Origin of the sequence: Brevundimonas sp. (assembly GCF_029946145.1) — a bacterium.
GTDB lineage: Bacteria > Pseudomonadota > Alphaproteobacteria > Caulobacterales > Caulobacteraceae > Brevundimonas.
This window is the reverse complement of the sequence record NZ_JAQSDY010000012.1, coordinates 1-22770: the sequence shown is the minus strand read 5'-3', so window position 1 is coordinate 22770 and position 22770 is coordinate 1. Positions and strand designations below refer to the sequence as shown.

The 22770-nt window shown below is 67.6% G+C and carries 27 protein-coding genes and 1 pseudogene; 16 read left to right on the top strand and 12 right to left on the bottom strand.

Going from position 1 to position 22770, the window contains the following annotated elements; translation table 11 throughout:
• Nucleotides 1-36 precede the first annotated feature (36 nt).
• The 4 genes from flgE to PSV23_RS04465 all read left to right on the top strand — a co-directional run bounded on the left by flgE (nucleotide 37) and on the right by PSV23_RS04465 (nucleotide 3834).
• Nucleotides 37-1491, top strand: a complete 1455-nt coding sequence (gene flgE / locus PSV23_RS04480) for a flagellar hook protein FlgE (protein WP_300466320.1) — start codon at nucleotides 37-39, stop codon at nucleotides 1489-1491.
• A gap of 164 nt (nucleotides 1492-1655) precedes the next feature.
• On the top strand, nucleotides 1656-1943 hold the full coding sequence (locus PSV23_RS04475; protein WP_055831520.1) for a DUF1153 domain-containing protein: 288 nt from the start codon (nucleotides 1656-1658) through the stop codon (nucleotides 1941-1943).
• Between the two features lie 117 nt (nucleotides 1944-2060).
• Complete coding sequence (gene mnmA / locus PSV23_RS04470; RefSeq protein ID WP_370460997.1) at nucleotides 2061-3272, top strand: tRNA 2-thiouridine(34) synthase MnmA; 1212 nt, start codon at nucleotides 2061-2063, stop codon at nucleotides 3270-3272.
• Nucleotides 3265-3834 (top strand): hemerythrin domain-containing protein, encoded by a 570-nt coding sequence (locus tag PSV23_RS04465; protein WP_300466319.1) that lies wholly within the window; start codon nucleotides 3265-3267, stop codon nucleotides 3832-3834. The genes mnmA and PSV23_RS04465 overlap by 8 nt, the downstream gene beginning before the upstream one ends.
• 302 nt (nucleotides 3835-4136) lie before the next feature.
• Here PSV23_RS04465 and PSV23_RS04460 read toward each other — a convergent pair whose 3' ends face one another.
• On the bottom strand, nucleotides 4137-4973 hold the full coding sequence (locus PSV23_RS04460; protein ID WP_300466318.1) for a thioesterase family protein: 837 nt from the start codon (nucleotides 4971-4973) through the stop codon (nucleotides 4137-4139).
• Nucleotides 4974-5142: 169 nt separating this feature from the next.
• Here PSV23_RS04460 and PSV23_RS04455 point away from each other — a divergent pair, with 169 nt between their 5' ends.
• The gene (locus PSV23_RS04455) at nucleotides 5143-5646 is read left to right on the top strand and encodes a helix-turn-helix domain-containing protein (RefSeq protein ID WP_300466317.1); all 504 of its coding nucleotides are present in this window, start codon (nucleotides 5143-5145) and stop codon (nucleotides 5644-5646) included.
• 69 nt (nucleotides 5647-5715) lie between these two features.
• Nucleotides 5716-6897 (top strand): acetyl-CoA C-acyltransferase, encoded by a 1182-nt coding sequence (locus PSV23_RS04450; RefSeq protein WP_300466316.1) that lies wholly within the window; start codon nucleotides 5716-5718, stop codon nucleotides 6895-6897.
• Here PSV23_RS04450 and PSV23_RS04445 read toward each other — a convergent pair.
• The 3 genes and pseudogenes from PSV23_RS04445 to PSV23_RS04435 form a co-directional block, all read right to left on the bottom strand.
• Entirely contained in the window at nucleotides 6894-7262 is a 369-nt protein-coding gene (locus PSV23_RS04445; protein WP_300466315.1) for a VOC family protein, read from the bottom strand. The two genes, PSV23_RS04450 and PSV23_RS04445, sit on opposite strands and share 4 nt — an antisense overlap.
• A 46-nt stretch (nucleotides 7263-7308) precedes the next feature.
• Nucleotides 7309-7731, bottom strand: a complete 423-nt coding sequence (locus PSV23_RS04440; protein WP_300466314.1) for a hypothetical protein — start codon at nucleotides 7729-7731, stop codon at nucleotides 7309-7311.
• A gap of 93 nt (nucleotides 7732-7824) precedes the next feature.
• Nucleotides 7825-8229, bottom strand: a pseudogene (locus PSV23_RS04435) (SRPBCC domain-containing protein); the annotation flags it as partial.
• Between the two features lie 49 nt (nucleotides 8230-8278).
• Here PSV23_RS04435 and PSV23_RS04430 point away from each other — a divergent pair.
• Together PSV23_RS04430 and PSV23_RS04425 are read left to right on the top strand one after the other, a co-directional pair.
• Nucleotides 8279-8818 carry a hypothetical protein gene (locus PSV23_RS04430; RefSeq protein ID WP_300466313.1) on the top strand — a complete coding sequence of 180 codons (540 nt, stop codon included), beginning with the start codon at nucleotides 8279-8281 and terminating at the stop codon, nucleotides 8816-8818.
• A gap of 209 nt (nucleotides 8819-9027) precedes the next feature.
• Nucleotides 9028-9366 carry a VOC family protein gene (locus PSV23_RS04425; RefSeq protein WP_300466312.1) on the top strand — a complete coding sequence of 113 codons (339 nt, stop codon included), beginning with the start codon at nucleotides 9028-9030 and terminating at the stop codon, nucleotides 9364-9366.
• Nucleotides 9367-9782: 416 nt separating this feature from the next.
• Here PSV23_RS04425 and PSV23_RS04420 read toward each other — a convergent pair whose 3' ends face one another.
• The 6 genes from PSV23_RS04420 to thiE form a co-directional block, all read right to left on the bottom strand.
• Entirely contained in the window at nucleotides 9783-10604 is an 822-nt protein-coding gene (locus PSV23_RS04420) for a hypothetical protein (protein ID WP_300466311.1), read from the bottom strand.
• 12 nt (nucleotides 10605-10616) lie between these two features.
• The gene (locus PSV23_RS04415) at nucleotides 10617-10784 is read right to left on the bottom strand and encodes a hypothetical protein (protein WP_300466310.1); all 168 of its coding nucleotides are present in this window, start codon (nucleotides 10782-10784) and stop codon (nucleotides 10617-10619) included.
• The gene (cydB, locus tag PSV23_RS04410) at nucleotides 10759-11793 is read right to left on the bottom strand and encodes a cytochrome d ubiquinol oxidase subunit II (protein ID WP_300466309.1); all 1035 of its coding nucleotides are present in this window, start codon (nucleotides 11791-11793) and stop codon (nucleotides 10759-10761) included. The genes PSV23_RS04415 and cydB overlap by 26 nt, the downstream gene beginning before the upstream one ends.
• Nucleotides 11793-13214 carry a cytochrome ubiquinol oxidase subunit I gene (locus PSV23_RS04405; RefSeq protein WP_300466308.1) on the bottom strand — a complete coding sequence of 474 codons (1422 nt, stop codon included), beginning with the start codon at nucleotides 13212-13214 and terminating at the stop codon, nucleotides 11793-11795. The genes cydB and PSV23_RS04405 overlap by 1 nt, the downstream gene beginning before the upstream one ends.
• A gap of 92 nt (nucleotides 13215-13306) precedes the next feature.
• The gene (locus PSV23_RS04400) at nucleotides 13307-14989 is read right to left on the bottom strand and encodes a sensor histidine kinase (RefSeq protein ID WP_300466307.1); all 1683 of its coding nucleotides are present in this window, start codon (nucleotides 14987-14989) and stop codon (nucleotides 13307-13309) included.
• Between the two features lie 66 nt (nucleotides 14990-15055).
• On the bottom strand, nucleotides 15056-15715 hold the full coding sequence (thiE, locus tag PSV23_RS04395; protein WP_300466306.1) for a thiamine phosphate synthase: 660 nt from the start codon (nucleotides 15713-15715) through the stop codon (nucleotides 15056-15058).
• Nucleotides 15716-15830: 115 nt separating this feature from the next.
• Between thiE and PSV23_RS04390 the strand changes: the two genes are divergently transcribed.
• On the top strand, nucleotides 15831-16016 hold the full coding sequence (locus tag PSV23_RS04390) for a bacterioferritin-associated ferredoxin (protein ID WP_300466305.1): 186 nt from the start codon (nucleotides 15831-15833) through the stop codon (nucleotides 16014-16016).
• 158 nt (nucleotides 16017-16174) lie between these two features.
• Nucleotides 16175-16675 carry a bacterioferritin gene (bfr, locus tag PSV23_RS04385; protein ID WP_300466304.1) on the top strand — a complete coding sequence of 167 codons (501 nt, stop codon included), beginning with the start codon at nucleotides 16175-16177 and terminating at the stop codon, nucleotides 16673-16675.
• On the opposite strand, the gene PSV23_RS04380 is transcribed toward bfr, so the two are convergent.
• Complete coding sequence (locus tag PSV23_RS04380; protein WP_300466303.1) at nucleotides 16672-17400, bottom strand: ABC transporter permease; 729 nt, start codon at nucleotides 17398-17400, stop codon at nucleotides 16672-16674. The genes bfr and PSV23_RS04380 overlap by 4 nt on opposite strands.
• The gene (locus PSV23_RS04375; protein WP_300466302.1) at nucleotides 17400-18344 is read right to left on the bottom strand and encodes an ABC transporter ATP-binding protein; all 945 of its coding nucleotides are present in this window, start codon (nucleotides 18342-18344) and stop codon (nucleotides 17400-17402) included. Before PSV23_RS04375 ends, PSV23_RS04380 begins: the two co-directional genes overlap by 1 nt.
• Nucleotides 18345-18448: 104 nt before the next feature.
• On the opposite strand from PSV23_RS04375, the gene PSV23_RS04370 reads away from it, so the two are divergent.
• The 6 genes from PSV23_RS04370 to PSV23_RS04345 all read left to right on the top strand — a co-directional run bounded on the left by PSV23_RS04370 (nucleotide 18449) and on the right by PSV23_RS04345 (nucleotide 22551).
• A complete protein-coding gene (locus PSV23_RS04370) occupies nucleotides 18449-18949 on the top strand; it encodes a DUF2975 domain-containing protein (RefSeq protein ID WP_300466301.1) in 501 nt (166 codons plus the stop codon).
• Nucleotides 18949-19188: a helix-turn-helix transcriptional regulator gene (locus tag PSV23_RS04365; RefSeq protein ID WP_300466300.1), complete on the top strand. Its 240-nt coding sequence runs from the start codon at nucleotides 18949-18951 to the stop codon at nucleotides 19186-19188. The genes PSV23_RS04370 and PSV23_RS04365 overlap by 1 nt, the downstream gene beginning before the upstream one ends.
• A gap of 54 nt (nucleotides 19189-19242) precedes the next feature.
• On the top strand, nucleotides 19243-19788 hold the full coding sequence (locus PSV23_RS04360) for a tryptophan-rich sensory protein (RefSeq protein ID WP_300466299.1): 546 nt from the start codon (nucleotides 19243-19245) through the stop codon (nucleotides 19786-19788).
• Between the two features lie 118 nt (nucleotides 19789-19906).
• Nucleotides 19907-20473 (top strand): elongation factor P, encoded by a 567-nt coding sequence (efp, locus tag PSV23_RS04355; RefSeq protein ID WP_300466298.1) that lies wholly within the window; start codon nucleotides 19907-19909, stop codon nucleotides 20471-20473.
• A 182-nt stretch (nucleotides 20474-20655) separates the two neighbouring features.
• The gene (locus PSV23_RS04350) at nucleotides 20656-21459 is read left to right on the top strand and encodes an inositol monophosphatase family protein (protein ID WP_300466297.1); all 804 of its coding nucleotides are present in this window, start codon (nucleotides 20656-20658) and stop codon (nucleotides 21457-21459) included.
• A 534-nt stretch (nucleotides 21460-21993) separates the two neighbouring features.
• Nucleotides 21994-22551: a dihydrofolate reductase family protein gene (locus tag PSV23_RS04345; RefSeq protein ID WP_300466296.1), complete on the top strand. Its 558-nt coding sequence runs from the start codon at nucleotides 21994-21996 to the stop codon at nucleotides 22549-22551.
• The last annotated feature ends 219 nt before the right edge of the window (nucleotides 22552-22770 follow it).

The following is a 22770-nucleotide window of genomic DNA, read 5'->3' as shown; positions in this document are numbered from 1 at the left end:
CCCTTTCAAACCGTCTTTCGTAAGGAGCCCCGCGCCATGAGTATCAACAGCGCACTTCTCGCCGGCGTGTCCGGCCTGACTGCAAACTCCGCCGCCCTGGCGGCGATCTCGCAGAACATCGCGAACGTGAACACCGTCGGCTACAAACGCACGGCCGGCGAGTTCCAGACCGTGATCAACAGCCAGTCGCAGGGCGCCGGCTATTCCGCCGGCGGCGTCATGGCCTCGGCGCGCCACTACACGAGCCAGGCCGGACAACTGCAGCGGACCACCTCCGCCACCGACCTGGGCATCGCGGGCCAGGGCTTCTTCGTCGTTACGGAGAAACCCGAGAACCTTCAGGTCACCGACACCCGCCTGTTCACCCGGGCCGGTGCGTTCAGTGTCGATAATCTGGGCTATCTGAAGAACACCGCCGGCCTGTATCTGCAGGGCTGGCCGGTGGATGCGGAAGGCAATATCGCCACCGATCCTTCGGACCTGAACCGCCTGCGCACCATCAACGTCGGCTCGGTCGGCGGCACGGCCGAGGCCACCACCCGCATCCAGTTGAACGCCAACATAAAGTCCAGCCAGCTGGTCTCCGCCGAAGCGACCGACGCCACGGCGGTTCCCGTGGGCGCCAACGCCTACGACCCCACGACCAACTCGATGGCCATGTGGGATCCTGAAACCGGCGTGGGCGTCAAACCGGACTTCGAACTGACCATCCCGGTCTCGGATTCCAAGGGCGGCCAGCGCACCGTCGCGATCGCCTTCCTGAAGAGCACGGTGCCGAACCAGTGGTATTCCGAGATCCGCGCGATCCCGGCTTCCGACGTCGTTACCGGCGCCGGCCTGACCAATGGCCAGCTGAAAACCGGACTGGTGGCCTTCACCCAGGACGGCCGGCTGGACGTGGACGCCATGACCGCGATGGGCGCGGCGGCCCTGTTCCCCGATCCCACGGCCGCAAGCCTGACGTTCGGGTCGTCGGACAGCGCCGCTCCTGCGGCCGGCGCGTTCAACTGGGCCCCGGGCCTGGGCATCGACGACCAGTCGCTGTCGTTCGACCTGTCGGCGTCCGCAGGCGGTCTTACACAATACGACAGCGCCTCGGTGGTCCAGGCCGTGCTGACCAACGGCACCGCCTTCGGCAACCTGTCCGAGGTCAAGATCGACGACACCGGCTTCGTGACCGCCATCTTCGACAACGGCGTCACGCGCCAGATCGCCCAGATCGCCCTGGCCACCTTCCCCAGCCCGGACAGCCTGTCCCAGACCTCGGGCAACGCCTATCGCGTCAGCCAGGGATCCGGCACCTACAACCTCAAGGCCGCGGGTACCGGCGGCGCGGGCCTGATCGGCGCGTCGCAGCTGGAAGCCTCGACCGTTGACCTCTCCGCCGAGTTCACGGGCCTGATCACCACCCAGCGCGCCTATTCGGCATCGTCCAAGATCATCACCACGGCCGACGAAATGCTGGCCGAGCTGATCAGCATCAAACGCTGATACCTGAGTAATGGGCCGTAAACCTCAATGAATCCTTTGTTGAATATTGAGAGGGTGGACGGAAGGCATTTTAGGCTTTCCTTCACCACGACGCTTAAACGGCCCTTAGCCGCCTCCCGCTATGGTCATGAGCTTAGTGGTGGTGGTCAATGAGGCATAAGCCCATGTTGCAAGAGCGACGTCTTAACAGCCGAGGCGAACAATATGTGGTGGGCCCGACGGGTACGCCGCTGACGATGCACGATCTTCCCCCGGCCAATACCGATCGCTGGGTGATCCGCCGCAAGGCTGAGGTGGTGGCCGCCGTGCGTGGCGGTCTGATCAGCCTGGATGACGCCCTGGCGCGTTATCGCCTGACGGCCGAGGAATTCCTGGCCTGGCAGAAGGCCATCGACAAATGGGGCATGCAGGGCCTGCGCACGACGCGGATCCAGCACTACGGCCGTCCTTAAGACATTCTCCCCGAGCCGACCGCGGCCGCTTCCGGAAACGGGGGCGGCCGTTGTCGTTTCCGGCTCCATTTTCGCCCGGCCTCGAAATCGCACGGGTTTCGCACTAGATAGCGCGCCATGACGCTCGCCGAGGACATCTGCACGGTTCCGACCATCGCCCCCATGACCGGCAAGGCCGACATGGACGCGGCGATCGAGTCGGCGCGGGTGGCGGTCGGCCTGCCGGTCGGATCGCGCGTGGTGGCGGCCATGTCGGGCGGGGTGGACTCCACCGTTGTCGCCGCCCTGCTGCACAAGGCCGGCTATGACGTCGTCGGCGTCACCCTGCAGCTCTATGACCACGGCGCGGCGCTGAAGAAGAAGGGCGCCTGCTGCGCCGGTCAGGACATCCACGACGCCCGGCTGGCGGCGGAGACCCTGGGCATTCCGCACTATGTCCTCGACTACGAAAGCCGTTTCCGCGACGCCGTCATCGACCAGTTCGCCGACAGCTATCTGGCCGGCCAGACCCCGGTGCCGTGCATACGCTGCAACCAGACGGTCAAATTCCGCGACCTGCTGGACGTCGCCCGAGACCTGGGCGCCGAAGCCATGGCCACGGGCCACTATGTCCGGCGCTCGGTCGTCAATGACCGCGTCCAGATGCGCAAGGCGATCGACCATTCGCGCGACCAGTCCTACTTCCTGTTCGCCACCACGGCGCAGCAGCTGGACTATCTGCGCTTCCCCCTGGCCGATCTGGAGAAGCCCCAGGTGCGCGGCGTGGCGCTGGAGCTGGGGCTGCGCATCGCCGCCAAGCCGGACAGCCAGGACATCTGCTTCGTGCCCAACGGCGACTACCGCACCCTGATCGACAAGCTGAGGCCGCAAGGGCGCGAGGCCGGCGACATCGTCCACATGGATGGCCGGGTGCTGGGCGGCCACTCCGGCATCACCGATTACACCATCGGCCAGCGCCGGGGTCTGAACGTCGCCGTGGGCGAGCCGCTGTTCGTGACCAGGCTGGATCCGGCGAAGCGCCATGTCATCGTCGGCCCGCGCGAGGCCCTGCTGACGGCGTCGCTGACGCTGGACGAGACCAACTGGCTGGGCGACGAGCCGGACATCGAGGCGGCGGCCGAGGCCGGCGCGCCCGTGCTGGCCCGCGTCCGCTCGACCCGACCGCCCTCCCCGGCCCGGCTGGCCCTGATCGACGGCGCCGTCGCGGTCCTGTTCGAGACCGGCGAGGAAGGCGTGGCCCCCGGTCAGGCCTGCGCCCTCTATGATCCGGCCGATCCCGACCGCCTGCTGGGCGGCGGCTTCATCAAGACGACCACCGCCATTGTCTGAGACGCCCGACGCGCTGGCGCTGGCGGCGCGAGCCGCCCTGCCGGCCGAGTTCCTCTATCTGCGGGACGCCTTTCCGCGCGACCGCTGGGCCTCGGCCCTCGACGAGACGGCCGCCTTCTGGCTGCAGATGCACGCCAGCTTCCGGGGGCATCAGGCGCATATGGACGGGCTGATCGCCCAGTGGCGGGCTAACGGGGACTCCGCGGCCCTGCATCGCCAGCTGATCCCGGCGCTGCAGTCCTTCCTGCAGCACCTCGACGGCCACCACCGCATCGAGAGCGGCCAGTATTTCCCGATGATGCGGCGGATCGAGCCGAAGATCGGGGCGGGAATCGACCTGCTGGACCGCGACCACGACGCCATCCACGAGACGCTGGAGGCCCTGTTCCGGGATGGCCTGGCCTTTCATCAGGCCATGACCGCCCGTGCGTCCGACGCCGCCGACAAGGCTGACCGGCTGTCGGACCTGATCGCCGGAAACGCCCGCCCTTTGCTGCGCCATCTGGAGGACGAGGAGGATATCGTCATCCCCCTGATCCAGCTGCGCGGCCTGCACGGCTAGCGCCTAACGGCGATCACCACAGGAATATATTCCTTACCTGCCCTTGACGGTCTCTCGGCTGAACCCATGTCAGAGGCGTCGTCTCCGGGCGACCTGGTGACGGTCTTTGAAAATCGAACAGCAGGCGCGGCGGTTCAGCGGCATCCCCGGCGAAATTTCCGATAATCTGGCGCGGTTGGCGCCCCTGATCGCGGAGACGCCGATAAAGACGTGAATTATCATGCGCTTTCGCGGTGGCACGGTTGGCGCCCCGATTCCGGAAACCGTGCCAAAAATCGATACCCGACCGGTCGCGACTGAAGCTAGGGACGCGTCGGCAGCAGTTTCCGGCGCTGTCGCACCAGGGCCAGCGGCCGTCCGTCCGGCGCGTGGGCGACGCCGTCCTCGACGGCCCAGCCGCCGCCGACGTCGCGGCTGGTGAAGTGGAAATACGCCCAGCCTTCCGGTGACGTGTCCGGCGTCAGTTCGGTCAGCAGGTCCGCGCGCAGGTCGACGCTGGCCGAGATGATCGGCGGCGCCGGAAAGGCCGTGAAATAGGTCGGGTACAGGCCGTCCAGCAGGAACAGCAGCCGGGCCTCGTCCAGCGGCGCGGCGTCGATGGTGCGCATCCAGCAGCCCAGCTCGGGCGTCTGGCCGGCGCTCTCGCCGAACAGCTTCGGACCGGCGACGAAGCGGTGGTCGATGTGGCGGGTGAACCAGGGACCGAAGAGGGGATCCAGCGGGGTCGAATCCAGAGCCTCGACCGGCGGCGGCGAGGCGGTCAGGGGCGTCAGCACCGGCCCGGCGACGTCCCGGCCGAAGGTGCCGAGGGCCTGTATGGCGAGGCGGTCGCCCTGTCCCCCTGTGACCGAGGCGTAGGCGACGTTGCGGCCGCCGCGGTTCATCACCGGGGTGAAGACCGCGTCCTCGAACCGGGCCGCCGCGAGGTACTGGATGGTCAGGGATTGAAGGGGGGCCTCGATTCCGAGGCCCCGACGCATGGCCCCGGCCGCCAGAGCCGCCATGAGTCCGCCGAACGGGGCGCCGCGCGCCTGCGGCGCCGACTGCGGGGCGTTGGAAAATCCGCCGTCCAGTCGCGTCTTCAGCCCCCCTGCGTCGTCGTCAATGAGGGTCAGGGCTTCGGCCAGGGTCTGGGTCATGCGGTGTCGTTATCGTGGAGAAAGGGCGGGCGGAAGACGGGGAGGCCTTCCGCCCGAAGTGCGGGATCAGGAAACGCCGCGGCGACTCCGTAGCCAAACAAGACTGACCCAGTCCGTCCAGATTGGCAACCCTCTTGCCAAACGGCTGACGCAGGGTCACTTTCCCACCATGGGACGCACCGCAGACTACTCTCGCCAGAGCTGTTCGATCGCCGCGACGCTCGAGATCATCGGCGATCCGTGGACCCTGCTGGTCATTCGCGACGCCTTCAACGGGGTCAGCCGGTTCGAACAGTGGCAGGAGCGGCTCGGCGTCGCCCGCAACGTCCTGGCCGCGCGGCTGAAGACCCTGGTCCAGCACGGGGTGCTGGAGCCGCACCTCTATTCCGAACGCCCGCCCCGCAACGAGTATCGTCTGACGGCCAAGGGCAAGGATCTGTACGGCGTGCTGGTCACCCTGCACGCCTGGGGCGCTCGCCATGTGTATGGCGAGACGGACTCCGGCTTCGCCATGATCCACAAGGAGTGCGGTCAGGATCTGGCGCCGCGCATCGCCTGCGGACATTGCAACGCCATCGTCAAACCGCGCGACATCCAGCTGGTCCACGCCAAGGATTGTCCGACCGTCGGCGACGTCATGCCGCGACTGGCAATCGGCGAAAAGGTCGCCTGAGCCGGTTGCCTTTCGTCTCTCCGAAGCTCATCCAGCCCCGCAATTCCTCCTCCCCAGGGTAGCCTTCCCATGTCCGACCCCGTCGTCATCGTCTCCTTCGCCCGCACCCCGATGGGGGGCTTCCAGGGCGCCCTGTCCGGCGTCAAGGCAACCGAGCTGGGCGCGGCGGCCGTCCGGGCTGCGGTCGAGCGGGCGGGCGTTCCGCCGGCGAAGGTCGAACAAATCTATATGGGCTGTGTCCTGCCGGCCGGTCTGGGCCAGGCCCCGGCCCGTCAGGCCGCCATCGGCGCGGGCCTTGGCCAGCATGTCGAGGCGACGACAGTCAACAAGATGTGCGGCTCGGGCCTGCAGGCGGTGATGATGGCCTCGGACTCGCGGGCCGCGGGCAGCGCCGACGTAATCGTCGCCGGCGGCATGGAGTCGATGTCCGGCGCACCCTACCTGATGACCAAGCACCGCGGCGGCGCCCGCATCGGCCATGACGTCATCATCGACTCCATGATGATGGACGGGCTGGAGGATGCCTATTCCCCCGGAAAGCCGATGGGGTCCTTCGCCGAAGATTCGGCCCGGACCTATCAGTTCACCCGCGAGGCCCAGGATGCTTATGCGGTCGAGAGCCTGACGCGCGCCCGTAACGCCATCGCCTCGGGCGCCTTCAAGGCCGAAATCACCCCCGTCGAGGTCACCACCCGCAAGGGCGTCGAGACGGTCGTCGAGGACGAGCAGCCCGGCAAGGCCATGCCGGAGAAGATCCCGACGCTACGCCCCGCCTTCGGCAAGGACGGCACCATCACCGCCGCCTCGGCGGCCTCGATCTCGGACGGAGCCGCCGCCCTGGTGATGACGCGAGAGAGCGTGGCCAGAGCGCTGGGCCTGCCTGTCATCGCCCGCATCGTCAGCCACGCCGCCCATGCCCATGAGCCGGGCCTGTTCACCACCGCCCCCGTTCCGGCGATCCAGAAAGCGTTGAACAAGGCCGGCTGGTCGGTCGCCGATGTCGACCTGTGGGAGATCAACGAGGCCTTCGCCGTCGTCCCCATGATCGCGATGCAGGAACTGGGCATCGACCACGTCCGGCTGAACGTCAACGGCGGCGCGACGGCCCTGGGGCACCCGATCGGGGCATCCGGCGCCCGGGTCCTCGCCACCCTGCTGAGCGCGCTTCAGGCCCGCGGTGGCAAGAAGGGAATAGCCAGCCTGTGCATCGGCGGCGGTGAAGCCGTGGCGGTGGCCGTCGAGCTGGTCTAGCCGCCGATCTGCTGCAGCACCCAGCTATTGCCGTCCGGGTCCTCGAAATGGGCGAACCACATTCCCGGACCCATTTCGTTGGCCTCGCTGACCATGACACCCCCGCCGATCAGCGTCGCGCGCGCCGCCTGAATGTCATCGACCACCAGATGCACGCCCTTGACCGAGCCCGGCTCCGCCAGGCCCAGCCCCTTGCCGAAGGCGATCGAGCAGGCCGAACCGGGCGGAGTGAGTTGAACCACCCGGAAATGCTCATTCGGAGCATGGTCGTGATCCAGCCGAAAGCCGGCTTTCTCGGCATAAAACGCCCTGGACCGGTCGATATCGGCGACGGGCAACAGGATCAGTTGAAGCTTCATATCCATGGGTTTGCTCGTGGTTCGAGTTGAGTCGGTCAGGATAAATGGCCGGCTATAACGTCTTCTGATGCACCCAGCCGCCCAGCCAGACGGCAGGCACAGCGGTGACGACCAGCGCGATCGGATACCAGTCCGGACCCAGGTTCGCGTTCATCGAGACCATGGCTCCCAGGGACCCCATCACCAGCCCTATGCCGCCCAGAACCAGGACGTGGGTCATGGGATTCGACGGGGCCAGACGGGCGGTGACATAGCCGCCAAGGATCGTGAATGCGATCCGGTAGGACAGGGCCAGAATGTTGAGCCCGGGCTCGAACATCGGCTCGCCCTCTGGGGGGTAGATCCCCAGGATGTGGAGCGGGATGTCGGTGAGGGTCGACAACGCCGCGACGGTGATGAAACCCGCCAGCACGGCGAGCACGCTTTTCAGCACGCGCTTTAGCCCGATGGCGGGCTGGTGGTCCTGAACAGTCATTCCGGTTCCCCTTTCGGATGGTTCTTCAGCCCCGGTCGGGCGCGATCAAGACCGCACGCGCCCGGCAGGCTTCGCCATCGTCGGTTCCTGCGATCAGGCGGCCATTTCTGCCAGGATGGCGTCCAGATGCGTGTATCCGGCCTCCATTCCGTCGGTCATGCCGGACATCTTCGCCCCGTACGGGGGGGGCTGCGAGGCATACAGAATGTGGGTGCGCAGGGTCGTGCCGCCGTCAACCTCGTTCAGGCTCTGTGTCACGAGGGTCTCGCCGTCGGTCCAGTCCTCGTCGAATTTCCCGGTGGTCACCGTCCGGCCATTGGGCGCGATTTCGCGGAACACGCTGGTCAGACCCATGGAGCGCCCGTCGTCATCGGCCCATTCGAACCGCAGGGCGCCGCCGACGCACAGATCGATCTCGCACACCGGCATGGACCAACCGGGAGGACCCAGCAGCCAGCGCTTCACCAGAGTAGGCTCCACCAGGGCGCGCCAAACGAACTCTCGCGGAAAGGGGCTTTCCTGCTAGCCTCCCCGGCGGGAGACACCGATGTTGCTGAACCGAAGAGGGGCGCTGGGCCTTGCCGCCCTGGCCGCCGCGCCGAAGCCGTCAGCGCTGACGCCGGGCCAGGCGTCGGCCCTCCCGGATCCAGAGGAAATCATCCGGCTCTGGCCGGGCACGGCTCCCGGGGGCGAGGCCGTGACGGTGACGCCCCGCGTCGTCGAACGCTCGACCGACCCCACCTTCCATGACCGCTTCGCCCAGTACACCACCGATCCGCTCATGATGGTGATCCGGCCCGAGCAGCCGAACGGCGCCTCGCTGCTGCTGATCCCGGGCGGCGGCTACAGGTGGGCGGTGGTGGACAAGGAAGGTCTGGACTGCGCCCGGCGGTTCGCGGCTGCCGGCGTGACCTGCTTCATCCTGCGCTACCGCCTGCCTGCCGCCGGTGTGCGGACCGAGATGCATCTGTTCGAGGAGGGCGGCCACGGCTTCGGCATCCGCCTGATCGCGGGAAGGCCCGCGGCCGTCTGGCCGGAGCTGGTTCTGGCCTGGGGCGCGAGGCACGGATGGATCACGCGGGCCTAGGAGCGGCCGTTGAGCGTACAAGCCCGGACAAGGGCGATCCAGCCGGCTGCGGACGGCGCTCGTTGGCCATCAGACGAACCAGGCCGGTCTGGCCGACACCAAGCACGATCATCGCACCGCTCCAATCTTGCGAATGATTCTCAGATTTGCGCAGGGCGCGCACCCGTGGCAAGCCCGAAAGCGGATGGCGTCGTGAATGGAGCATCCCGATGCGTGAAGACGGAAAGCTGGACTATCTCGAACTGCCGGGCGGCGCGCTGGGCGAGGTGAAGGCCTTCTACGGCGCGGCTTTTGGCTGGACCTTCCAGAACTATGGGCCGTCCTATGCGGCCTTTGATCAGGGGCTGGACGGCGGTTTCGACGCGGACGCCGGGATCGGAGCCAGGCCTCTGCCCGTTCTGTTCGCCCGTGACCTTGAGGCCATGGCGGCCAGGGTCGAGGCCGCGGGCGGACACATCGTCAAACCGATCTTCGCCTTCCCGGGCGGCCGGCGGTTCCACTTCCGCGATCCAGCGGGCAACGAACTGGCCGTGTGGTCAGAGACCTGACCCCCGCCGCGAAAAGTTGTGGCGACTGCGACCTGTCCTGCAAGCTGATGGGCGTCGCCGCGCTGGAGAAGCCGACGGGCAAAGGCGCCGGCATTTCAGCAAGACCAGCGGCTGCGACGTCTATGAAGGCCGGCCCCGGTGACTGTCGCGTGTTCAACTGCCTGTGGTTGCTGACCGAGGCGCGGGACGTCGGGTGGAACCCGACGGCGGCCGGCTTCGTCCTGCACAGTGAACAGGGTGGGGCGCGACGGGTGGTCGAATGCGATCCCGCGCGTCCCCACGACTGGCGACGCGAACCCTGTCAGACGACGCTGCGACTATGGGTCTCCGCGCCCGGCCAGGAGGTGCTGGTCTTCGCCGGAGCGTGCGGGGTGGGCTGGGGCAGGCCGACCAGCCGGTGCGTCGGGTCTGAGGAGTCAGCGCAGGTCAACCGACTGGGCGATCCCCTCGGCCATCGCCCGGTCGGCGCCGTCCAGACTCATGGTCCAGACGTGGATTTCGCGCGGGGCGTCGGGCCGCTGGAACAGGTGCTCCATCGCGTGACGCACGCCGGTCTCGGTCGAGACCACCGAGGCCCGGCCACCGGCCTCGACCATCTGGCCGCTATAGATCGGGAACTGCGACGCCGGTCCGGCATAGACCATGACGAACGATTGGTCGCCGCGGCGGATGGTGTAGATGCGGAAGTCGGGACCGGGGCGGCCCGTGACGATCTCGAAGCCCGGCGGCAGGCTCACGGTGAACGGCAGGGCGGCGCGGGCGGCGGTATCCAGCACAATGACGGCGGACACATTGGGCGGCGGGGGCGACGGAGCCGGCTCGGGCGCCGCGACCGGAGCGGATGTCGGCGCGGACGTCGAGTTGGGCGGCGTGACCGGGCCAGCGCGCGGCTGGGGCGCGGGTGTCGCCAGGACCGGCGTCGCCTCGGGCGGAGTCATTATGGGCGGCTCCGCGGTCGGGCCCGACGAGGTCACGCTCGGGGAGGTCGCCGGGCCCGACCGGGTGAACGGTGCGGCGGCCGTCGGGGACGCTGCGGCTGAGGGGGCTGCGGTCGTCGGCGCGGGCGTCACGACCGGCGCGGGGGTCGGCGCGATATAGGCGGCGGGAACGGGCGGGCCGCTGTTCAGGTCACGGGTCAGGTCGCTGGCGGGCGGCGTCGCCGGAGCGGTCTGGGCGTGGGCGGCTCCGGCCAGCGAGAGAAGGGCGGCGGTAATGAACAGGCGGACTTTCATGGACATGACCTTCGCGCCTCAGCCCGAGAACGGCAAGGCCCTCAGCGCATAGGCGACGGCGGCGGTGAGGCCGGACGCAGCCGCAGCCAGGCCAAAGAACCAGGCCAGCCGCCGCCACAGGGGGCCGCTGTCCTCGCCCGGCTCGGGCGGCGGTTCGGGCCTAATGATGATAGCCGGCCTCCGCATCGACCTTGCCCCGGAAGATCCAGTAGACCCAGGCCGTGTAGCCGAGAATGGCGGGCAGAATTACCGCCGTGCCGACCAGCATCAGACCGAGGGCGTTGTCGGGAGCCGCCGCCTGACGGAAGCTGAAGGCATAGGGAACGATATAGGGCATGAAGCTGGCGGCCAGACCCAGGTAACCCGACAGGAACAGCAGCAGGGCTCCGACGAATGGCCAACGGTGCGATCCTCGCCGCGCCATGCCGATGACCAGCCCGAGGCCGGCCAGGCCAAGGGCCGGAATGACCAGTAGCGGGGCCAGCAGCGCCCAGTCGACCGACAAACCCGAGCCGAGGTCGAAGCCCCATCGGCTGGCGATGCGCGAATGGATAAACAGTGTCGCGACGCTGACCGCCGCCAGCAGGCCGCCGACGGCGGCGGCGCTGATCAGCGTCCAGCGTTTCGCATCGCCGTGTAGACTGTCCTTCGTCTTCATCATCAGCCACGCCCCGCCCAGCAGGGCGTAGCCGGCCACGATCCCGGCGGCGACCAGCAGGGTATAGGGCGTCAACCAGTCGAAAGGACCGCCGGCGAACCGGTTGTCCTCCACCGTGACGCCCTGGATGAAGCCGCCGAGGATGAGGCCTTGAGCCACGGCCGTCAGGATCGAGCCGCCGGCGAACATCTGGGTCCAGAATTTGCGGCCCCGGTTGCGGGCGCGGAAGCGGAACTCGAAGGCCACGCCGCGCAGGATCAGGCCCGCCAGCATCAGCAGCACGGGCAGATAGAGCGCCGGCATCAGCACCGAATAGGCCAGAGGGAACGCCGCCAGCAGGCCGCCGCCGCCCAGTACCAGCCAGGTTTCGTTGCCGTCCCAGACGGGAGCGATGGTGTTCATCATCACGTCCCGCTCTTCCTTCGACTTCGCGAAGGGAAACAGGATGCCGACACCCAGATCGAAGCCGTCGAGCATCACGTAAAGCAGGACGGCTGTGGCGATCAGTCCGGCCCAGATCAGCGGCAGGTCCAGCATCAGACGCCCTCCCCCGGAGTCGTGTTCTCGGGCGCCTTGGCCAGCGCGGAACCGGGGGCCCGGTCGGGGCGCGACGCGGGCTCGGTCAGGGCCGCCACCGGTCCCTCGGCCATCAGCCGCAGGATGAACAGGGCGCCGGCGGTGAAGACCACGGCGTAGACGGTGACGTAGGCGATCAGACTGGCGGCCACCTCGGCCGCCGTCACCGGCGAAACGGCATCACGCGTCCGCAGCACGCCGTAGACGACCCATGGCTGGCGTCCGACCTCGGTCACCATCCATCCGGCCAGCACGGCGATGAAGCCGGACGGCCCCATGGCGACGCAGAACCGCAGGAACCACGGGCTCTCGAACAGACGACGCCGCCAGATGAGGATCGCGCCGACGCCGCCCAGCAGGATCATCAGCAGGCCCAGCCCGACCATGACCCGGAAACCGAAGAACGGAATGAACGGGGGCGGCTGGTCCTCGCGCGGCCAAGCGTCCAGGCCCTGGATGACCTCGTCTTTCGGCACGTTCTGGATCCAGTTGCCGACGCCGGGGATCGACACCTCGAAATGGTTCTTCTGCGCACTCCGGTCGGGGATGCCGAACAGGTGCAGCGGCTGGTCGGCGCGGGTTTCCCAATAGCCTTCGATGGCCGCGGTCTTCGACGGCTGGTGCTTGTGCGCCACCTCGCCCGACAAGTGGCCGGCCACAAGCTGCAGCGGCGCCAGCACGGCCACCAGGCCGATCGCCATGACCAGCGATATGCGGCTTTCGGTCCAGCCCGTCACGGACGGTCGGGTCCGTTCCTTGAGGACCCGGAACGCCGAGGCCGCCCCCACGACCAAGCCGGTGGTCAGGAACGCGGCCAGCAGCATGTGAACCAGCCGTGTCGGGAAGCTGGGATTGAAGATGACCTGCATGAAGTCGGTCGCCTGGAACCGGCCATCAGCCATGATCTCGAAGCCCTGCGGCGTCTGCATCCAGCTGTTGGCCGACAGGATCCAGAACGCCGAGATGGTGGTGCCGACCGCGACCAGACAGGTCGCCGTGAAATGCAGCTTGGGCCCGACCTTCTTCCAGCCGAACAGCATGACCCCCAGGAAGGACGCCTCAAGGAAGAAGGCGGTCAGGACCTCAAAGGCCAGAAGCGGGCCGATGACCCCGCCGGTCAGGCGGATGAACTCGGACCAGTTGGTGCCGAACTGGTAGCTGAGAACGATGCCCGAAACGACGCCCATGCCGAAGCTGAGGGCGAAGATTTTGACCCAGAACAGGTAGAGGACCTTGAACGCGTCCCGTTTCGTCCAGAGCCAGAGGCCCTCCAGGACGGCTAGAAACGCCGCCAGGCCAATGGTGAAGGCGGGGAACAGGATATGGAAGGCGATGGTGAAGGCGAACTGCAATCGCGACAGCAGCAGCGCGTCGAGTTCCACGGTTTTTCATCCTCACTGACCTGATGGGTCAGGAATGAGCCTGTACGGCCGCAGTGTCCATAAGCGATCCGTCGCGCGGCGGATCGCCGCGATCATGCGGCGGGCATCTCGACCCAGAAGACCGCGCCTTCGCCCGCCGTCGACGTCACGCCGATCGAACCACCCTGCAACTCGACCAGACGTTTGGCCAGGGCGAGACCGATGCCGTGCCCCTCTACCGTCGACCGCTCGAGGCCCAGACGGTTGAAGGGCTCGAACAATTGGGCCTGTTTCTCGGGCGACAGGCCGGGGCCGCGGTCGCTGACCTCGATCCGCACGCCGTCGTAGATCCTGCTCGCGCGGAAGATGACGACGCCGCCGGCCCCGCCGTATTTGACGGCGTTGGAGGCCAGGTTGGAGATGACCTGGGTCAGGCGCTGTGAATCGGCCAGGGCGATCAGACCGTCGCCCTCGCTGACCACCTCAAGCCGGACGCCCTGGGATTCGGGGCGCAGGGCCACGGCCCGTTTTACATCTTCAAGCACGCCCGGAACGTCCGTGGGCCGCAGTTCGACCTTCACGGCGCCGGACTCGGCGCGAGCGACATCCAGCAGGTCGTGGGCCAACGCCTCGACCTGACGGGCGGTCTTGACCAGCATCTCGGCCATCTCGACCTGGGTAGTCGTGACCGGCCCCAGCTGCCCGGTCTTCCACAGCTCTCCGATCCCGATCACGCCGCCGACGGGGCTCTTGATCTCGTGCGCCACATTGGCCAGCAGGCGCGACTTGGCTTCGGAAGCCCGTTCGGCGCGAGCCTGACCCGCCTTGGCGCGGTCCGACAGGCGGTCACGCTCTTCCAGCAGGGCCGCCACGAGCATGATTGGCAGATAGCCAAACAGGATCAGCAGCTGAGCCATCATGGCGCGATCCGGGCCCTGGAAAGCCATGCCGTATGGGCCGATGCCCCGCATGCTGCTGCCAACGGCCAGAATCGAGATGATGACCAGCGCCGCGGTGACACCGAGCATCCGGAGCCGGACGGCGATCAGCAGCAGCAGGGGCATGGTGACGAAGCCGATGGGCAGGTCCTGCGTGAAGACGGTAAGGCACAGGGCCGTCAGCAGGCCAAGGAGAACGACCGCCTCGACGGCGCGGGCCGGCGCGCGGAATCGCACGATCTCGCGCCGGGTCAGCGCCAGGCCGAAACTCGACAGCACGGCGACGCCCAGCGCATGGCCGAACCACCAGGTCTGGACCGTGTCCAGGAAGTTCGCTCCGTTCGTCCACCACAGCATGAGCCCCGCAAACAGGGCGGCAGGGAACGGCCCGAGGACCGCGGCGCTGACCAGAAAGCGGCAAGCGCCCTGGACGGAAGCCAAATTCAGGGTGGGAGCGAACCGGCGCGCCAGCAGAACGCAGACATAGATCTCCAGCATGTTGGCGACGGTGAAAATCAGCGTCAGTGGGGTCGAATTGCCGGCCAGCAGTTCGCCGGCCGCTATGCCCATGGCTATCAGCGCGCCGAACGACAGATCGTAGAGGGGGCCCCGCGAGGTGCGAAGCCAGACCGCGACAGCCAAGCCGCCCGCGCCCCAGAGAGCGGCCACGACCCCGGCCGACCGGGCGAAGGTGATGGCCAGGACCACCAGAACCATGACCGCCATCGCCGTGAAAATCGGCGCCAGGGGCGGGCCTACGCCGCTCGTGGGCCGCGGGATGTCGCGAGCGCGCGGAGCGGCTGACGTTGCGACGCCGGTGGCGGGCTCCAAGGGATCGAGCACTCGGCTCATCTGCATGTTTGGTCCTGGAACGACAGGTAGTCGTCGTTCCTTATGCTCGCGCTTCCTAATATCCCCTGAAGGTCAGGCGTTTGACGCGAGCTCCGCGGTCAGTTCCCGCACCGCGGCGGCCGGCCCGTCCGGATGGCGCCATACCGCCGAACTGACCGCCACGAAGTCGGCCCCGGCCCGCGCCAACCCGCCCGCGTTCCGCGTGCTGATCCCCCCGATCGCGACGCAGGGCGTCTCGACGGTCTCCTGCCAGATGGTCAGTATCTCGGGATCCGGGCGATGGACGGTCGTCTTGGTTTCCGTCGGAAAGAACGCGCCGAAAGCCACGTAATCCGCCCCGGCCTCGGCCGCATCCATCGCCAGTTCGCGGCTGTCATGGCAGGTCACGCCGATCATGGCGTCGCGGCCCATGATCGCCCGCGCATTAGCCACAGAGGCGTCGCCCTGCCCCAGATGGACGCCGTCGCAGCCGGAGCGCGCCGCCAGATCGGGCCGGTCGTTGAGGATGACCGCCACGCCGCGCGCCTGGGCGATCGGCTTCAGCGCGGCCACGGCGGCCAGAATCGTCGCGTCGTCCACGTCCTTGAGGCGGATCTGGAGCGCCGCCACCTCGCCGGCGTCCAGCGCCGCCTCGAGGTCACGGGCGAAGGCGGGGAGGTCCGGCAAGGCGGGCGGGGTGATCAGATAGAGCTGACAAGGCGGGCGCGGCGGGGTGACGGGGGACTTGGCCATGGCCGCGAAGTGCGACGGACGCGCGCCTGCGTCAACTCCGGCAATGCGAACGACTTGCATTCGCTGCCGATGGCCTGTTAGAAAGAACCATTCGCAACAAGCCTCAGGGTTCGCCTTGTACGTCTGCAACTGCAACGGCCTTCGCAAACGGGATGTCGCCGCCGCCATCGAGGCCGGCGCGACCCGGCCGCGCGATGTCTTCGCCCGCAACCAGTGCGCCGTCCAGTGCGCCAGATGTGTCTGCGAAATGCGAGAGATGATCCAGGACAGCCGCGAATCCTTCGCCATCGCCGCCGAATAGGCATCGCCTCCCTCACGGGAGATTCATTGGCAGTTTCAATGTCGTGAAAAGTATTCGCAGATGAACACAGGGCGGCGTTGCGTGCTAAAACCAGCGCTCACAGCCGGTGATTCACGACGGTCGGGTCGACCGCCGCGCCGCTGATGGAAAGAACGACGATGAAGGGCGATCCCGCGATCATCCGCACGCTCAATGCGGTCCTCACCAACGAACTGACGGCGGTGAACCAGTATTTCCTGCACGCCCGGATGTTCGAGAGCTGGGGCCTGAAGCATCTGGGCCAGGTCATCTACGACGAGTCGATCGGCGAGATGAAACACGCCGACAAGCTCATCAAGCGGGTGCTGTTCCTCGACGGCCTGCCCAATATGCAGGACCTGCACAAGCTGAAGATCGGCGAGAACGTCTTCGAGTGTTTCGGCGCCGACCTGTCGCTGGAACTGGGTGGACGGGACACGCTTCTGGCGGGCATCGCCCAGTGCGAGGCGGCATCGGACTACATCAGCCGGCAGATCCTGACCGAAATCCTCGCCGACACGGAAGAGCACATCGACTTCCTGGAGGCGCAGCACAAGCTGATCGAACAGCTGGGCGAGCAGAACTACCTGCAGTCGGCCATGACCGAGATCGCCCCGGACAGGTCGGCCACCGGCAACTAGGGCACCTCGCGCCGGGCCAGGTGGGCGACGGCGAGGGCCAGCACGACCAGACCAAGACCGCAGCCCAGCCCCAAGGCTGTGTTCACGCGCCACGCCTGAGTCGAGACCAGCATGTTGACCGGCATCTGCCACGGGAAGAAGACGCCCGCCTTCGCAGAGGTGGCGACGACCGAGAAGAAGGTCCCGCCGATGCCGACCACCAGGGCCGGCACGAAGCTGGCGAACCGCAGGGCGGTCCACAGCTGAATGGCGACCATCAGGATCGCCGCGAGGAAGACCCTGCTCATGGTCGTAGCGTAGGCGCCGATATCGAACGGTCCGGTGGGGGTCAGGGCTGGCTTCATCGTCGTGGCCAGGGTGACCGCGCCCCATGTCAGGAACAGGGTCGAGGCGCTCATGATCGCGACCACGGCCAGCACAACCATCGCCTTGGCCGCATAGAGCCGCCAGCGCGGCAGGGGCAGGCTGCGCAAATGGTCCCAGGATTTCGGCCCGTGCTCCATATGGGCGACCAGTGCGGTCAGCGCCGTGACGCTCATCGGCAGCATGAAGAAGGCCCAGATGCCGATCGAGCTGACCATCCACATCTCCCACGGCTGGGGCGCCTTGCCGCGCATCAGGTTGAAGAAGCTGAAGATGGCGATCAGCGACGGCGCCGCGACGGCCAGCAGGACGGCCAGCGACCGGTTCAGCTTGCGGAACTCCACGGACAGGACGGCGAGCATCAGACGAGCTCCGGCTGGGACTGAGTGACGGGGGCGGGGGTGGACGCCTCGCGGTAGATTCTCTCCAGCGAGCGGGCGCGGGCGCCGATCGCGAACACGGCGACGCAGGCCTCGACCAGGGCGCGGGTCATGGCCGGGACAGCGGCGTCAGGGTCGTCTCCGGGACTCAGCCGCGCGACCAGCCCGCCGTCCGCCGGGGACAGCGCGAGGTCGAAGGGTTTGAGCACGGCCGAGGCGCGAGCGACGTCGTCGATGCGCAGGGCGATCTCGGGCGCCAGGTCCGCCTTGATCCGCGCCAGCTCCCCCTCCAGCACCAGCCGCCCGTCATGGATGATGCCGACATGGGTGGCGATCTGCTCGATCTCGCCGAGCAGATGGCTGGACAGCAGGACCGTGGCGCCGGTCCGGGCGGGCAGGTCCTTGAGGAAGCGCCGCATGTCGGCGATGCCGTCGGGGTCCAGGCCGTTGGTCGGTTCATCGAGGATCAGCACCGGCGGCGCGCCCAGCATGGCCCGGGCCAGGCCCAGCCGCTGGCGCATGCCCAGTGAATAGTCCGACACGCGGCGCCGGGCGTTCGGGGTCATCTCCACCACCTCCAGCACGCGGTCGATCTCGGACGCCGGCAGCCCCAGCAGGGTGCGGGTCAGGTCGAGGTTCTGGCGCCCGGTCAGATTGGCGTAGAAGCCGTGCGCCTCCAGCAGGGCCCCGACTTTCCGCGCCGCGCCGATCCGGTCGCCGGCGACGTCGATCCCGGCGATCCGCGCCGAGCCGGAGGTCGGGCGGATCAGGCCCAGCAGCATCTTCAGCGTCGTCGTCTTGCCCGCGCCATTGCGCCCGAGGAAGCCGTAGACGGCGCGATCCGGCACGGTCATCGACACCGCGTCGACGGCGCGACGGCGACTGAAGCAGCGGGTCAGGGCCCTGGTTTCGATGGCGGCTGTCATGACGGCGCGCTCGCTTTCGTTTAAGTCTTATATAAAGTTGCGAAACTCGAGTCTTTAAGTCAAGATTAAAGATCAGACATGAATTCCGTGCCCCGGAGCGCCGTATGAGCCAGACCGATCTCGTCCGTTTCCGCCGCATGTGCGGCCAGTTCCGCTGGCTGGCGGTCTTCATGGTGGCCACCGTCGGCGGCGGCCTGCTCCTGACCTGGATCGGTGCGCCGCTGATCTTCTGGCTGCGCGAAGGCCGCCCCCCTCTGCAGCCCGGCGCCATCGCCGGCCTGATCTGGTTCAGCCCGACGGCCTTCTATCTGTTCGGCGTCTGGTCGATCGGATCAGCCATGGGTCAGTTGGCCAAGGGGCGTCTGATCCAGCCGACGCTGTCCTCGGCCCTGCGCCGCGTGGGGCTGTCGCTCGGTCTCGGCGGGGTGCTGAGCGTGTTCGTCGTATCCAACCTCGTACGGTTGATCGAGCATGGCCGCGGCGGCTTTCTGCATTTCGACGTCGCGGGGATGACCCTGGGCATGACCGGCGGCGCTCTTTTCCTGCTGGGCCGCGTCATCGACCAGGCCGGCCGGGTCCAGGCCGAGCTGGACGAGATGATCTGATGCCTGTCCGCGTGACGCTCGACGCCCTGATCGTGAAGAAGGGCCTGAAGGCGCGCGATCTGGCGGCCGAGGTGGGGCTGAGCGAGACCCAGCTTTCGCTGTTCCGCTCGGGCAAGGTGAAGGGCATCCGGTTCCGCACCCTGGCGCGGCTGTGCGCGGCGCTGGACTGCAAGCCGGGCGACCTGCTGGACTACGGGTTCGACGCCGCCGATCTGGCCCCGGCCGACGACGACGCCTGACGGAACCGCAAAGCCGCCGCGCCATTGTCTGTCCGCAGACAGGGAGAGCCATGCGTGACCGATATCGACGACATCCTCGACGACGCGCGCGACGCCGCCGGCGACTTTCTGAACGCCAACGAACGCGACATCGGCCATGTCATCCTGGGCGTGGCGGTGACGCTGGGCTTCGCCCTCGGGGCCACGCTGCTGGCGCGGAGCACGATCCAGCCGAGGCGAATGCACATGGGCGAAGATGACGGCCCGATCACCGAGCGGCCGCGCGGGCCGCTGAGCCTGATCCTGCCGGCCGTGTTCTCGGTGACGACCCTGTCGGCGGTGCGGGTCTGGAACGCGCCGGCCCGGCCTGAAAGGACCACGGCCATGGGCCTGTGGGCCGCGGCCCAGGCGCTGAACGCGGTGTGGATCGCCCTGCGCCCCACCAGCCGCGGCCTGCAGATCGCCGCCGCCATGTCGTCGGCGGGGCTGGCCGCCGCCTTCGCTCACGAGGCGCGCAAGCTCGACGAGGGCGCGGGCAAGCTGGCGTCTCCGACGGGGGGCCGCGTGCGCCTGGCCAACTTCCTCCAGCGCAAGGCCGATCACCGGCCGACGGTGCACTGACAGAGCCGCGCCCAGGCCCGCGCCTTGCCGGATGGCGCGGCATCCTCTAGGGACTGCGCCCGTTCTCGCGCGCGTCGGCGTCCGATGCGGTGCGCCTCAAATCCCTTTCCGAGACCCCATGAAAATCAACGGCAATAACATCAAGCCCGGCATGGTCATTGAGCACAACAAGGGCCTGTGGGTCGTGACCAAGGCCAGCCACGTCAAGCCGGGCAAGGGCGGCGCCTTCGCCAACGTCGAGGCCAAGAACCTTGAGACCGGCAACAAGCTGAACGAACGCTTCCGGTCGGAAGACAAGGTCGAGCGCGTCACCCTGGAACAGAAGGAGTTCTCCTATCTGTACGAGCAGGGCGACGCCCTGGTGTTCATGGACGATCAGACCTACGAGCAGACCGAGCTGCAGAAGGACTGGGTCGGCGAGGATCGGGTCGCCTATCTGCAGGACGGCATGAAGGTGGTCATCGAAATGCACGAGGACCGGCCCATCGGCCTGACCCTGCCCGACCAGGTCACCCTGGAAGTGGTCGAGACCGAGCCCACGGTGAAGGGCCAGACCGCCTCGTCCTCCTACAAGCCCGCCATCGCCAACAACGGCGTCCGCATCATGATCCCGCCCTATATGGGCGTGGGCGAGCGGATCATCGTCGACACCACGACGGGCGAATACGTCCGCCGCGCTGAGTAGTGATTAGTGGCTAGTGGCTAGTGGCTAGTGGCTGCGGTTCTTGAAGCCGCGGCCGGTTTTGTCGCTCAACCACTCATCACTGGCCACTAGCCACCAACCACTCGGCCCCATCCGGGGCCGTTGAACTTCTCCGCATCTCCGGGCCGAGCGCCTTTTCAGGACATGCGGACCAGGAGATCCCCATGGCCCTCGCCTCCGCCCTCGTTTCCGTCATGATCGATGCGGTTCGCAAGACCGCCCGCCCGATGCTGCGCGACTTCGGCGAGGTCGCCCAGTTGCAGGTGTCGCGCAAGGGGCCCGGCGACTTCGTCACCGCGGCCGACATCCGGGCCGAGGACACCCTGTACGAACTGCTGATGAAGGCCCGCCCGGGCTACGGCTTCCTGGGCGAGGAGCGCGGCATGATGGAGGGGACCGACAAGTCCCACATGTGGATCGTCGACCCGATCGACGGCACCACCAACTTCATGCACGCCATGCCCCATTTCGCCATCACGGTGGGCCTGCAGCGCACCGCGCCGGACGGGACGTCCGAGATCGTCGCCGGCGTGACCTACAACCCCGTCATGAACGAGCTGTTCTGGGCCGAAAAGGGCAAGGGCTGCTATCTGAACGACCAGCGCATCCGCGTCGCGGGGCGCCGCGACCTGTCGGAAAGCCTGGTCGCCACGGGCCTGCCCTTCATCGGCAAGACGGGCCACGCCCAGGCCATCAAGGACATCCACGCCATCGGCCAGCGCGTCGCGGGCATCCGCCGTCTGGGTTCGGCGGCGCTGGACTTCGCCTGGGTCGCGGCCGGGCGGTACGACGCCTATTATGAGCGCAACCTGCAGCCGTGGGACGTGGCGGCGGGCATCCTGTTCGTCACCGAGGCGGGCGGGGTGGTCACCACCATTGACGGCGAAGGACGGCCGGAAACGGGGGCGCAGATCCTGGCCTCGAACTCCGAACTGCATCCGCAGTTGCTGAAGGTGCTGCGGGGGTAGGCCATCCCAAACCCCGTGCATCCCCGCGAAGGCGGGGACCCAGGTTTGAGCGGCAGCCCGACCGGCTGAACGAACCAGCGCTCAGTCCGGCGGCGGCGATGAAGCCAAAGCCTGGGTCCCCGCCTTCGCGGGGATGCACGGAATTTTTGGCCGCCCGCAGGTCGTCCACGGGCAGAGAGTCTCGTAGTCCCGGGAAAAAAAGTGGAACGGCAATCCAGCAGAACAGGCATTGCCTGCGGAGGACGGTTCGCCGGCCCCTGGGCGGTGGCGGCGGCGGGTTCGACAGTGTCAAAGACCAGGCCCGGCGGGCATTTGGCTATTTTGCACGGGCCTGCGTCAGAAACGGTCGCAGGCCGGTTTTGCGGCGATCAGGCGCCTGTCAGACGGGGCGGGAGTAGCGGAATCCTGTCCCCGAAAGGGCGGGTTGGAGGGGGCGAGAGTCTCTATGTCAGCGGAGAGGATTCCGGCCCGTAGAAGTTCGATAACGCGGGCCGTGCGCTACATCTCTTCAAGCGTCTGGCTTAAACTCGCCGAATGGGACTCCTGACCTTCAGCATCAACGTAACCCTGGACGGCTGCATCGACCACCAGGAGGGCATTGCCGACGACGAGACGCACGCCTTCTTCACCCGCCTCATGGACGAGGGCGGGGCGATGCTGTGGGGCCGCATCACCTACGAGATGATGGAGAGCTACTGGCCGGCGGTCGCTCGCGGCGAGGTGGAAGCGCCGCCGGCGCTGCACGAGTGGGCGGTCAAGCTGGAGGCCAAGCCGAAGTACGTGGTGTCGTCGACGCGAACGGACTTCCCGTGGACCAACAGCCGCCACATCGACGGCGACCTGCGCACGAGCGTGCAGAGGCTCAAGGACGCGACCCCGGCCGGCGTGCTCCTCGGCAGCGGCAAGCTGGCGACCGAGCTGGACCGGCTGGATCTGATCGACGAGTACAGGTTCCTCGTCCACCCCAGGATCGCCGGCCACGGCCCGACTCTCTACCAGGGGGGGCTGTCCGGAACGCGACGGCTGGAGCTGATCTCGGCCAGGCCGCTCCGCAACGGCGCGGTCGCCATGCATTACCGGCGTGAGCGCTGATCGGGAGCAGTTCTTCGCGCCCGGCTCGCGGGCCTGCGCGTCGCAGGAAGCCTTCTCGCCGCGCAACACGGCATGTCCATTGCTTCTGTAATGGGAGCCCGGTTGATCAGGCCGGCGGCCTTGTTCGCGATGGCGGCTTCCCACCCTCAGGCGACTGTCGGCTCCCGACCCTGTGTGGACGGCTCTCCGTCGGCAAGGGGTAATCGAACTATCTGCAAC

Excerpts from the sequence above, each read along its gene's own strand:
- flgE (WP_300466320.1), top strand. The coding sequence starts at position 37 with ATGAGTATCAACAGCGCACTTCTCGCCGGCGTGTCCGGCCTGACTGCA.
- PSV23_RS04415 (WP_300466310.1), bottom strand. The coding sequence starts at position 10,784 with ATGCGGAGGCCGGCTATCATCATTAGGCCCGAACCGCCGCCCGAGCCG.
- PSV23_RS04450 (WP_300466316.1), top strand. The coding sequence starts at position 5,716 with ATGTCCGACCCCGTCGTCATCGTCTCCTTCGCCCGCACCCCGATGGGG.
- PSV23_RS04420 (WP_300466311.1), bottom strand. The coding sequence starts at position 10,604 with ATGTCCATGAAAGTCCGCCTGTTCATTACCGCCGCCCTTCTCTCGCTG.
- PSV23_RS04430 (WP_300466313.1), top strand. The coding sequence starts at position 8,279 with ATGTTGCTGAACCGAAGAGGGGCGCTGGGCCTTGCCGCCCTGGCCGCC.
- bfr (WP_300466304.1), top strand. The coding sequence starts at position 16,175 with ATGAAGGGCGATCCCGCGATCATCCGCACGCTCAATGCGGTCCTCACC.
- PSV23_RS04475 (WP_055831520.1), top strand. The coding sequence starts at position 1,656 with ATGTTGCAAGAGCGACGTCTTAACAGCCGAGGCGAACAATATGTGGTG.
- PSV23_RS04345 (WP_300466296.1), top strand. The coding sequence starts at position 21,994 with ATGGGACTCCTGACCTTCAGCATCAACGTAACCCTGGACGGCTGCATC.
- cydB (WP_300466309.1), bottom strand. The coding sequence starts at position 11,793 with ATGCTGGACCTGCCGCTGATCTGGGCCGGACTGATCGCCACAGCCGTC.
- PSV23_RS04375 (WP_300466302.1), bottom strand. The coding sequence starts at position 18,344 with ATGACAGCCGCCATCGAAACCAGGGCCCTGACCCGCTGCTTCAGTCGC.
- PSV23_RS04425 (WP_300466312.1), top strand. The coding sequence starts at position 9,028 with ATGCGTGAAGACGGAAAGCTGGACTATCTCGAACTGCCGGGCGGCGCG.
- PSV23_RS04440 (WP_300466314.1), bottom strand. The coding sequence starts at position 7,731 with ATGACTGTTCAGGACCACCAGCCCGCCATCGGGCTAAAGCGCGTGCTG.
- PSV23_RS04400 (WP_300466307.1), bottom strand. The coding sequence starts at position 14,989 with ATGCAGATGAGCCGAGTGCTCGATCCCTTGGAGCCCGCCACCGGCGTC.
- efp (WP_300466298.1), top strand. The coding sequence starts at position 19,907 with ATGAAAATCAACGGCAATAACATCAAGCCCGGCATGGTCATTGAGCAC.
- PSV23_RS04350 (WP_300466297.1), top strand. The coding sequence starts at position 20,656 with ATGGCCCTCGCCTCCGCCCTCGTTTCCGTCATGATCGATGCGGTTCGC.
- PSV23_RS04455 (WP_300466317.1), top strand. The coding sequence starts at position 5,143 with ATGGGACGCACCGCAGACTACTCTCGCCAGAGCTGTTCGATCGCCGCG.
- PSV23_RS04380 (WP_300466303.1), bottom strand. The coding sequence starts at position 17,400 with ATGCTCGCCGTCCTGTCCGTGGAGTTCCGCAAGCTGAACCGGTCGCTG.
- thiE (WP_300466306.1), bottom strand. The coding sequence starts at position 15,715 with ATGGCCAAGTCCCCCGTCACCCCGCCGCGCCCGCCTTGTCAGCTCTAT.
- PSV23_RS04365 (WP_300466300.1), top strand. The coding sequence starts at position 18,949 with ATGCCTGTCCGCGTGACGCTCGACGCCCTGATCGTGAAGAAGGGCCTG.
- PSV23_RS04445 (WP_300466315.1), bottom strand. The coding sequence starts at position 7,262 with ATGGATATGAAGCTTCAACTGATCCTGTTGCCCGTCGCCGATATCGAC.
- PSV23_RS04370 (WP_300466301.1), top strand. The coding sequence starts at position 18,449 with ATGAGCCAGACCGATCTCGTCCGTTTCCGCCGCATGTGCGGCCAGTTC.
- mnmA (WP_370460997.1), top strand. The coding sequence starts at position 2,061 with ATGACGCTCGCCGAGGACATCTGCACGGTTCCGACCATCGCCCCCATG.
- PSV23_RS04460 (WP_300466318.1), bottom strand. The coding sequence starts at position 4,973 with ATGACCCAGACCCTGGCCGAAGCCCTGACCCTCATTGACGACGACGCA.